Genomic DNA, 335 nt, shown 5'->3' with positions numbered 1-335 from the left:
CCAGAACGCACTGTTCCTCGGCCGCAAGCGGCTGAGCGAACTCGTCATCCCGTGGTGCACCTATACCGATCCGGAGATCGCCCATGTCGGCCTCTATCCGGCCGCGGCGCGCCAGAACGGCATTCCGGTCAAGACCTACACGGTGCTGATGCACGATGTCGCCCGCGCCGTCATGGACGGCGAGGAAGAGGGTTTCGTCAAAATCCATGTCAGGGAGGGATCGGATACCATTCTGGGCGCGACCGTCGTCGCCAGTCATGCCGGTGAGATGATCAACGCGGTGTCGCTGGCGATCAAATCGGGCATGGGGCTGCAGGCGCTCGCCGACGTCATCC

Annotated in this window: 1 pseudogene; it reads left to right on the top strand. The window is 63.6% G+C overall.

Annotation, left to right across the window (positions count from 1 at the left end):
* Positions 1–335, top strand: a pseudogene (locus EN804_RS35615) (FAD-containing oxidoreductase); the annotation flags it as partial.

The sequence above is a fragment of the Mesorhizobium sp. M8A.F.Ca.ET.161.01.1.1 genome (genome assembly GCF_004792105.1).
Lineage (GTDB): Bacteria > Pseudomonadota > Alphaproteobacteria > Rhizobiales > Rhizobiaceae > Mesorhizobium.
The sequence above is the reverse complement of the archived record's forward strand: the minus strand, read 5'-3'. Positions and strand labels throughout refer to the sequence as shown.